This is a genomic window from Dialister sp. UBA1703 (assembly GCA_002320515.1).
Classification (GTDB): domain Bacteria; phylum Bacillota; class Negativicutes; order Veillonellales; family Dialisteraceae; genus Dialister.
On sequence record DCJJ01000024.1, the window covers coordinates 1 to 4,024 of the forward strand.

Below are 4,024 nucleotides of genomic sequence, written 5' to 3' on the forward strand. Positions count from 1 at the left end.
CTGGATTCTCAGGTCGCTTAGGCTCTCCTACGAATCCAGTTCGCTGGAGTTACTCCAGTTCCTTTGCCACCCCGCAAGCGGGGGCACAATAGGGTGGGAGGGAACCCTCTGAACCCGTTCATTCCGGGCTTCTCAAATATTTCCTATACAGATACACGCAGATAATCACAGACAGCAAAGATCCTGCCGGGGCGGCCATGCCCATGGGGAAGAGGGTGGCGGAAAAGAGGACGGAGGCGGCGTAGGTGCCGGGGATGCGGATGGTGAAGATAGAGATGACGTTGTGGAGAAAGGAGAAGGTGGCTTTCCGGTAGGCGGCGAAGTAGCCGGAGAAGCAGAAGTGGACGCCGGCTATGGCGCAGTCGAAGACGTAGGAGTGGAAGTAGTCTATGCCCATGGCAATGACTCCGGGCTCGCCGGGGAGGAAGAGGGAGAGGATGGGGCCTGCTTTCCAGAAGATAAGGAGAATGCAGAAAATGCCAAAGCCTATGCATACGGAAATGCCATAGAAAAGGCCCTGCCTGCCTCTTTCCTGAAGGCCGGCACCGGCGTTCTGGGCGGCGGTGGCGGAGACGGTGGACATCATGGCCGAGGGGACGAGGAAGAGGAAGCTGATGATTTTTTCCACGATGCCTACGGCAGCGGCTGCTTCCACGCCGCGGCTGTTGGCAATGGCGGTGATGATGAGGAAGGAGATCTGGATGAGGCCGTCCTGGCAGGAAATGGGAATGCCGATACCCAGGATCTGGCGGATCCATTTCTTTCCCGGCCGGAAGTCTTCCAGGGCCAGGTGGAGGGGGGCAAATTTGACGCGGAGGAAGAAAAGGGCCAGCAGGACGCTCAGCCCTTCGCTGGAGAGGGTGCCCCAGGCGGCGCCGGCGGCGCCCATATGGTAATGACCGATGAGGAGGAAGTCCAGAAAGATATTGAGCAGGCCGGAAATGGCGATGAAAATCATGGGGGCTCTGGTATTTCCCATGCCCCGGAAAAAGCTGCTGACGGTGTTATACATAACGATGAGGGGAATGCCTGCAAAGCAGACGGCAAGGTAGGCCCTCGTATCCTCCAATGCTTCTGCCGGCGTCTCCAGGGCCGAGAGGATGAAGGGCATGAGGAGAAAGAGGATGAGGGTAAGGAGGAGGGAAAGGGGGATGAAAAGGAAGGCGGCGCTTCCCATGAGGCGGAAGGATTCTTTATCTTCCCTGGCTCCTAGGCTCCGGGCGATGGATACGGCGCTTCCAATGGTGAGGCCTGCGATGATGACGATGATCATGTGCATGACCTGGCTGCCGATGGCTACCCCGGTGACCGGGGCGGCGCCATAGTACTGGCCGGTAATGAAAAGGTCCGCCATGCCGTAGAAGGTCTGGAGGAAGCAGGCTGCCAGGTAGGGGAGGGCAAACCGCATCATTTTAGGGAAAAGGGGGCCGCTGGTTAAATCGTTATGGAGAATCATGGTTATTTCCTTTTTTGAAAAAGATATAGGTAGGTTTTTAATAGAATATCATTTCTTTTGCAGAATGTAAAAGGAGGAAAGAAATTGGCCGGGCTGGCCTGTGTAAGTGTGGTAAGGGGAAATCAAACGCCCGGCCTGCGTTCAATTTATGACCATTTTGTGTTATAATAAATAAGTTGCAGTATTTTATTGTAAAGAATTTTCCTGATTATCACATAAAATATAAAAGGTGTAAATCCATGAAACGTACGAATCAACATTCTGAGAGAGAGACGCGAAGGGCAAAAGATCACATGAAGGAAAACTACAGGAAGGATCATATTTCTTCCCCACTCAGGAAGGAGAGCCCCGGCCACTGGAAGCGCTGGTGGGCCATAGCCACCCTTCTTCCTTTCTGTCTGGCCTTTTTCCTGTCCTGGTATTTTGGCGCGCCTGGAGGCTATGAGCCTTTTTCCCAGGTGAAGGTGTTCCTTCTTTTCCTGCAGGTAGGTTTCGTGACCGCCTATTTCCTGCGTCATCATTTAAAGAAGGCGGCTATCCATCTATGGCTGACCATCGCTTTTCTGTGGGGCCTGTCGCTGATTGTGCCATACCTGGCGTCCCAGACCGATGTGCTGCTGGATATGTCCGACGTATCCGGCGAATTGTCTACGCCTCTGTATCTCTTTGTGTCCTGCCTGTCAGCGGCCTGGATCCTGCCGGGAAAGGCCAGGATGATTGCCCGCATTGCCTGCGTTGTCCTGATTATTCTTTATATTCTCATCCAGTTTACCTACGTAGGCTATTATTTCATCACCCATTCCCTCATTTCCATTAATATGCTGCTGGCCCTGGCCCAGACGAATGTGGCGGAGACCATGGAGTATATCGAGGTGAATATTCCCTATGCGGAAATCGGAGCCGGTGCGGCGGCCCTTCTCATTCTGGGATGGCTCATTTTCAAGGCAAGCCGTTTCAGCTTCAACCGGGAGCAGGTGTCCCGGAAAACCTGGTTTGCCATGCTCCTCCTTTTCTTCGTGAATGTGGGTCTCTGCGCCCTTTCCATCGGCGGCACCCGCCTGGCCCATGTGTATTATGAAACCTATGAAACACTGCACAGTTTCTCTGATTTCCAGAAAATGGTGAATGCTCGCCGGCATATGCACATCAGGGATAAGGACATCGTCCGTCAGCTGAAGGCGGCGCCGGACGGGGTATATGTCCTGGTTATCGGTGAGTCGCTGACCAGGGATCACATGAACGTGTACGGCTATTCCAGGGAAACCACCCCCTTCCAGTCGGCGGCAGTGGCAGACCCGCACTACCATTTCTTCAATCATGCCTACTCCTGCTATACCCAGACGGTGCAGGTACTGACGGAAGCGCTGACAGAGAAGAACCAGTACAATGACATGGATCTGAAAAATGCGTACTCCATCATCGACCTGGCAAGGGAAGCGGGATTCAAGACCACCTGGATTTCCAACCAGTCCCGCTTCGGCGTATGGGATACGCCCATCGGTGCCATCGGCTCTGCCTGCGATGACCAGTACTGGATTAATTCCTATGTAGGCACCGACGTGGTAACAAAGGATTACGACACCGCCCTCATTCCCTATCTTCGGAAAGTGGACCCCAATAACCGCCGCCAGCTGGTGGTGGTGCACCTTATGGGCAGCCATGTAAGCTACTGGGACCGCTATCCCTCTGAGTTCTACCACTGGCCCAGAAATCCGGGAAATACAAGAAGCACGGCGGAAATCATGAATGATGAGTACGATAATTCCGTCCTCTTCAACGACTACGTCATGGAAAACATTATGAACGAAGCCACCAACTGGCTCCACGCCGACGGCGTCCTCTACTTCTCCGACCACGGCGAGCAGGTAACCGAAAGACCGGGACACAATGCGGACCAGTTTGACTACACCATGGTTCATATTCCCTTCTGGATCTACACCTCCGGCGCCTACCGGGCCTCCCATCCCTTGGAAGTGAGAGCCATGATGGAAAGAAGAAACATGCCCTTCTCCAATGACATGCTCTATGACACCTTCATGGGTATGATGGGCCTCACCGCCGCCCGCTACGATCCCACCGCCGACATCCTCTCTCCGAGCTTCGACAAGGACGTCACTACTTTGATGACCATGTACGGTAATGTGATGATTAGAAACGACGTGGAACAGCTGGGAAGCGACCAGGAATTGATGGATAAGGAATGGAACAGGAAAATCGAAGAAAAAGCCCGGGCCGAAGGAAATAGAAACTTCGACTGGAACAGCTTCCATAAAGTAGACATAGCCGCCCAACCCATGCCGGAAGTAGAAAATTCCGGCACCAGCCAGGAAGATTGAGGACCAGCTGCGAGGCTGGGGGGCGGGTGTGATAGTGTACTAGTGAGCTAGTAAAACCATACAACCGCCCTGACGGGCGGGGAAAGAGATTTCCCCCTTTGGTGGCTGGCGCCACCACCTTTCCCCCGCGGAAGGAGAGTCACTTACGGTATATAACAGAAGTGTTTCCCACCGACCGGTATTTATCACCGGATGTCTCAAATGTGCTGCATACTGAGATTCTTCGCCTGCG

At 53.7% G+C, this 4,024-nt stretch carries 2 protein-coding genes; one reads left to right on the plus strand and one right to left on the minus strand.

Features of this window, described 5'->3' with window-relative positions:
- Positions 1 to 118: 118 nt before the first annotated feature.
- Entirely contained in the window at positions 119 to 1,456 is a 1,338-nt protein-coding gene (locus B2Y11_RS01270; protein ID WP_291055128.1) for an MATE family efflux transporter, read from the minus strand.
- Positions 1,457 to 1,749: 293 nt separating this feature from the next.
- On the opposite strand from B2Y11_RS01270, the gene B2Y11_RS01275 reads away from it, so the two are divergent.
- Complete coding sequence (locus tag B2Y11_RS01275) at positions 1,750 to 3,792, plus strand: sulfatase-like hydrolase/transferase (RefSeq protein ID WP_291055130.1); 2,043 nt, start codon at positions 1,750 to 1,752, stop codon at positions 3,790 to 3,792.
- Positions 3,793 to 4,024 lie beyond the last annotated feature (232 nt).

Excerpts from the sequence above, each read along its gene's own strand:
- B2Y11_RS01270 (WP_291055128.1), bottom strand. The coding sequence starts at position 1,456 with ATGATTCTCCATAACGATTTAACCAGCGGCCCCCTTTTCCCTAAAATG.
- B2Y11_RS01275 (WP_291055130.1), top strand. The coding sequence starts at position 1,750 with ATGAAGGAAAACTACAGGAAGGATCATATTTCTTCCCCACTCAGGAAG.